The 4,948-nt window shown below is 72.8% G+C and carries 6 protein-coding genes; 5 read left to right on the top strand and 1 reads right to left on the bottom strand.

What is annotated here, in order from left to right; translation table 11 throughout:
- Nucleotides 1-579 (top strand): type IV secretory system conjugative DNA transfer family protein (locus tag CCN29_RS13105; protein WP_442538351.1); only part of this gene is annotated, 579 nt, incomplete at its 5' end.
- Here CCN29_RS13105 and CCN29_RS13100 read toward each other — a convergent pair.
- Nucleotides 568-1,131, bottom strand: a complete 564-nt coding sequence (locus CCN29_RS13100; RefSeq protein ID WP_086681930.1) for a GNAT family N-acetyltransferase — start codon at nucleotides 1,129-1,131, stop codon at nucleotides 568-570. The genes CCN29_RS13105 and CCN29_RS13100 overlap by 12 nt on opposite strands.
- Before the next feature lie 92 nt (nucleotides 1,132-1,223).
- Between CCN29_RS13100 and CCN29_RS13095 the strand changes: the two genes are divergently transcribed.
- From CCN29_RS13095 to CCN29_RS13080, 4 genes are read left to right on the top strand one after another with little or no spacing between them, the layout of a single operon-like run.
- On the top strand, nucleotides 1,224-2,147 hold the full coding sequence (locus CCN29_RS13095; RefSeq protein WP_086681928.1) for an ABC transporter ATP-binding protein: 924 nt from the start codon (nucleotides 1,224-1,226) through the stop codon (nucleotides 2,145-2,147).
- The gene (locus CCN29_RS13090; RefSeq protein WP_006136292.1) at nucleotides 2,144-2,923 is read left to right on the top strand and encodes an ABC transporter permease; all 780 of its coding nucleotides are present in this window, start codon (nucleotides 2,144-2,146) and stop codon (nucleotides 2,921-2,923) included. The genes CCN29_RS13095 and CCN29_RS13090 overlap by 4 nt, the downstream gene beginning before the upstream one ends.
- Nucleotides 2,920-4,200, top strand: coding sequence for a sensor histidine kinase (locus CCN29_RS13085; protein ID WP_086681925.1), 1,281 nt, complete (start codon nucleotides 2,920-2,922; stop codon nucleotides 4,198-4,200). The genes CCN29_RS13090 and CCN29_RS13085 overlap by 4 nt, the downstream gene beginning before the upstream one ends.
- Complete coding sequence (locus tag CCN29_RS13080; protein WP_086681922.1) at nucleotides 4,197-4,871, top strand: response regulator; 675 nt, start codon at nucleotides 4,197-4,199, stop codon at nucleotides 4,869-4,871. Before CCN29_RS13085 ends, CCN29_RS13080 begins: the two co-directional genes overlap by 4 nt.
- Nucleotides 4,872-4,948 lie beyond the last annotated feature (77 nt).

Raw genomic sequence — 4,948 nt, 5'->3', positions numbered from 1 at the left:
GCCGTCGACGGCCGCACCGTCCGCCACGTCCACCGTTGGGCCCAGGGCCTCCAGGTCCAGGACGCCGTACGGATCCTGCGCACCCACCCCAAGGCCGCCTCCGGCTCAGCGGGCGAGCTCGAGGCGACGCTCACCGCACACCCCGAACGCCGTGACATGGCCCAGCAGCTGACGACGCGTGCGCTGGCGGCCCTCTCCACGGTCAACGTCCGCGAAGCCTGCAATCCGCACCGAAGTGATGCCCTCGCCTTGGATTCCTTCATCCACGAAGGGGGAACGCTTTACGTCGTGGGCGAATCCATCGAGGATCCGCGCACCGGCCCGGGCGCCATGCCTCTGCTGACGGCGCTCGTCTCGTACGTGGTCGAGCACGGCCGGCGCATGGCCGAACGGTCATCCTCCGGTCGGCTCGACCCACCACTCACCCTCGTCCTCGACGACGTGGCGGCGGTGGCGCCCCTCCCCCAGCTCCCGGACCTCCTCGCGGCCGGCCCCGAGCGCGGCATGCCCACGGTGGCCCTTCTCCGCTCCCGCGAACAGGCCCGCACCCGCTGGCCGCACGCGGAACTACCCGTCTGACTCCGGGTCCGGCCGCTCCACGGCCAGCTCCAGCTCCCGCTCCCCCGGGTCGGGACCCAGCGTCGTCGTCACCCCGGTCTCGGTGAACCCGGCCCTGCGGTAGGCCCGCAACGCCCGCGCGTTGTCCTCGTGCACCAGCAGCCGCACCCGCTCGGCGCCCCGCGCCCACGCCCACTCGAGCCCGGCGTCGAACAGCACCTCCGTGAGCCCGATCCCCCGGTGCCCCGGCTGCACGTACACCCCGACCAGATGCCCCTGGAGCCGCTCGACGGGCAGCCCGGCCCAGTCCGTGCTCCCGGCCTCCTCCATCAGCACGGTGACCGTCCCGACCCACTCCCCGTCCGGCCCCTCGGCGATGATCTGCTGCGCCCCGGACGCCCCCGCGGCACTGCGCTCGGCCCGCCTTTGCCAGAAGGAGTCGGGCTCGGCGGCGGCGGACTCGTACGTCTCCATGAAGGCGATGGACGCCACGGGATCCCGCAACGCCTCCAGCCGCAAGGCCTTGGCCCGGGGCCACTCGTCGGCATGCAGGGAACGGACCTTGTAGCTCATGCGGCCACGGTAGTACCCGGGTACCACGGCCCCACAAGGGAATAAGGCCGCCGTCCGACGCCCGCCGCCCCCGCGCCGACGAGCATCGACCCATGATGACCGCGCAGCACCTCACGAAACGCTACGGCGGCAGGAACGGGAAGACGGCCGTCGACGACCTGACCTTCACCGTCCGCCCCGGCACCGTGACCGGCTTCCTCGGCCCGAACGGCGCCGGCAAGTCCACCACCATGCGGATGATCCTCGGCCTGGACGCCCCGACGTCCGGCAACGTCACCGTCGGCGGCCGCTCCTACGCCGCCCACCCCGCGCCCCTCACCGAGGTCGGCGCCCTCCTGGAGGCCCGCTCCGTCCACCCCGGCCGCACCGCCCGCTACCACCTGCGCGGCCTGGCCCTCACGCACGGCCTGCCGAAACGGCGCGTCGACGAGGTCCTGGACCTCACCGGCCTCACCCAGGTGGCGGACCGCAGGGTCAAGGGCTTCTCCCTCGGTATGGGCCAACGCCTCGGCATCGCCGCCGCGCTGCTGGGCGACCCGGCCACCCTCGTCCTCGACGAACCGGTCAACGGCCTCGACCCCGAGGGCGTCCGGTGGATCCGCACCCTCCTCAAGTCCCTCGCCGCCGAGGGCCGCACCGTCCTGGTCTCCTCCCACCTGATGAGCGAAATGGCCCTGACCGCCGACCACCTGATCGTCATCGGCCGCGGCCGCCTCCTCGCCGACACCACGGTCACCGACTTCGTACGGGACTCGGGGGCGGCCTCGGTCCGCGTGGTCACCCCCGACCCGGACGCCCTCACCGTCCTGCTCCAAGCCCCGGGCGTCGCCATCACGGACACCGCCGGGGCGCTGGACATCCGCGGCACGACCGCCGAACACATCGGCCGCACCGCCGCCGCCCACGGCATCCCCCTCTACGAACTCACCCCGTCCACGTCCTCGCTGGAGGACGCCTTCATGACCCTCACCCACGACGCCGTCGAGTACACCGCCCCTCAGGGAGCAGCCGCATGACCGCCACCGGCCTCCACCGGGTCACCCCGGCCCGCGTCCTGCGCTCCGAGTGGCACAAGCTGACGACGCTCCGCTCCACCTGGATCGGCCTCGGCCTCACCGTCGTCCTCACCCTCGGCACCGGTCTGCTCGTCGCCGCGAGCTACGAGGGCGGAGGCGGCGACGACGACATCGACACCGTCCTGATGATCCTGCTCGGCATGCAGTTCACCTACGTCGTGCTCGGCACCCTCGGCGTGCTGACCACGGCCGGCGAACACTCCACCGGCCAGATCCGGGCCACCATGACCGCCGTGCCCCGCAGGCTGCCGGTGCTCTGGTCCAAGGCCGCCGTGCTGGCCTGCGCCGGCTTCCTCACCGTGCTCACCGCCAACTTCGTCACCTTCCCGCTCGCGCAGACCTTCCTCACCGACACCGCGCACGCCGCCTCCCTCACCGACCCCGGCGTGGCCCGGGCCCTCGTCACCAACGCCGCGGGGCTCGCCCTCCTCGGCGTCCTCGCCCTGGCGCTCGGCTCGATGCTCCGCTCGGTCCCGACCGGCATCGGCGCCCTGATCGGCCTCACGATGATCCTTCCGGAGCTTCTCCCCCTGCTCCCCTACGACGTCGTCGACGACGCCGCCCGCCACTTCCCCGCCAAGGCCGTCGAAGCCCTCACCCACGCCACCCCGCAGCCCGGCATGCCCACACCGGGCGCCGCCCTCCTCTCGATGACCCTGTGGACGGCGGGAAGCCTCGCCCTGGCGGCCCTCCTGCTCAGGCGACGGGACGTATGACGGCCTTCCGCACGAGCGGCGCGACCAGCACCATGGACCGCGTGCCGGAGGACCAGACGGAGGACCAGACAGCGGAGCCCCTCACCCAGTACCTCCAGCGGACCGTGCAACGGGTGCGCGCCGTCGACCGGCGCCACCCGCTCCTCTGGGACCTGCACCTCACGGCCTTCTGGACGACGGCCGCGCTCATCGACTTCCACGGCGGCGGCTGGACCCGCATCACCCGGAACCCCGACGTTCACGACGGCCTGGTCCTCACCCTCGGTCTCGCCCTGACCGTCCCTCTCCTCCGACGCCGCGCCCACCCCCGCGCGGTGCTGCTCGTCATGGCACCGGCCCTGCTGGTCAACGCCTGGACCGGAGCTCTCCTCCAGGCGGCCCTCCTGCACCTGCTCGTCGTCTTCCACATCACCCTGCGCCGCCCGCTGCGCTCCCTGTGGTGGGTGGCGGCGGTGTCGACGGCCCCGGTCGTCCTGACGGTCCTGCGCCATCCGAAGGGCCCCGCCGACGAAGACCTCGGTCCGCACCTGATGTCCCTGCTCGTCGCGGTCGCCGTCGGCGTCACGGTCCGCACCCGCCGCGATCACACCGTGGCCCTGGAGGACCGCGCACACCGCCTGGAGATCGAACGCGACCAGCAGGCCCGCCTCGCCGCCGCCGCCGAACGCACCCGGATAGCCCGGGAGATGCACGACATCATCGGCCACAACCTGTCCGTCATCACGGGCCTCGCCGACGGCGGCCGCTACGCCGCCGCCAAGTCCCCCGAGCGTGCCGCACAGGCCCTGGACGCCATCGCGGGCACCAGCAGGCAGGCCCTCACCGAGCTGCGCCGCCTGCTGGACGTCCTGCGCGACGACGAGCCCGCCCCCGCCGACCTCACCCCCCAGCCGGCGCTCACCGACCTCGACCGCCTCCTCGACGGTGTCCGACGCGCCGGACTGCCCGTGCGGGCGACAGTCGAGGGCGCCCCGGCCATCTCCCCCGGCCGGCAGCTCACCCTGTACCGCGTCATCCAGGAAGCCCTCACCAACACCCTCAAGCACGCCGGCCCGGACGCCACCGCCGACATCGCCCTGTCCTACGCCGCCTCGGGAGCGGTGACGCTCACCGTCACCGACACCGGCCGCGGCGGCGCCCCGACGGCGAACGGCGGCCGGGGACTCACCGGAATGCGGGAACGCACAGCGCTCTACGGCGGCACCCTGGAGGCCGGCCCGCGCCCGCAGCGCGGCTGGCGCGTCCACCTGCTTCTCCCGGAGGATTCCACCCCGTGACCACCGTCCTCATCGCCGACGACCAGCCGCTCCAGCGCTTCGGCTTCCGCATGCTGCTGGAGAGCCAGGACGACATGACAGTCCTGGACGAGGCCGCGAACGGCACGGAAGCGGTCCGCAAGGCTGCGGAGCTCAGACCGGACGTCGTACTGATGGACGTCCGCATGCCCGGACTGGACGGCATCGAGGCCACCCGCCGCATCACCGCCTCCGGCGACCGCACCCGCGTCCTCATCCTCACCACGTTCGACCTGGACGAGTACGCCTACGCGGGACTCCGCGCCGGAGCCTCCGGTTTCCTCGTCAAGGACGCCCAGCCGGAAGACCTCCTCTCCGGCATACGCGCGGTCGCCTTCGGGGACGCCGTGGTGGCCCCCGCCCTCACCCGCCGCCTGCTGGACGCCTACGTCCACCATCTCCCCGTCGGCGGCAGCGCGTCCTCGTCCATGCCCTCCCCGCCCGACCCCCGGCTGGCGGCGCTGACGGACCGCGAGCGGGAGATCCTGACGGTCATCGGAAAGGGCTGGACGAACACGGAGATCGCCGCGCGTCTCCACCTCGCCGAATCAACGGTGAAGACCCACGTGGGCCGCGTCCTCGCGAAGACGGGTTCGCGGGACCGGGTCCAGGCGGTGATCTGCGCGTACGAAACGGGGTTGGTGCAGCCGTAGAAGAACGCGCCGTAAACGCAGAAAGCCCCCGTGCCGAATGGCACGGGGGCTCTCTATAAGAATTGTTCGGCGGCGTC

Origin of the sequence: Streptomyces pseudogriseolus (assembly GCA_002154585.1) — a bacterium.
In the GTDB taxonomy this organism is placed as follows: domain Bacteria; phylum Actinomycetota; class Actinomycetes; order Streptomycetales; family Streptomycetaceae; genus Streptomyces; species Streptomyces pseudogriseolus.
This window is presented reverse-complemented; position numbering and strand designations above follow the sequence as displayed.

Bases quoted from the DNA above. Each gene is read 5' to 3' on its own strand.
- CCN29_RS13100 (WP_086681930.1), bottom strand. From the start codon at position 1,131: ATGAGCTACAAGGTCCGTTCCCTGCATGCCGACGAGTGGCCCCGGGCC.
- CCN29_RS13095 (WP_086681928.1), top strand. From the start codon at position 1,224: ATGATGACCGCGCAGCACCTCACGAAACGCTACGGCGGCAGGAACGGG.
- CCN29_RS13090 (WP_006136292.1), top strand. From the start codon at position 2,144: ATGACCGCCACCGGCCTCCACCGGGTCACCCCGGCCCGCGTCCTGCGC.
- CCN29_RS13085 (WP_086681925.1), top strand. From the start codon at position 2,920: ATGACGGCCTTCCGCACGAGCGGCGCGACCAGCACCATGGACCGCGTG.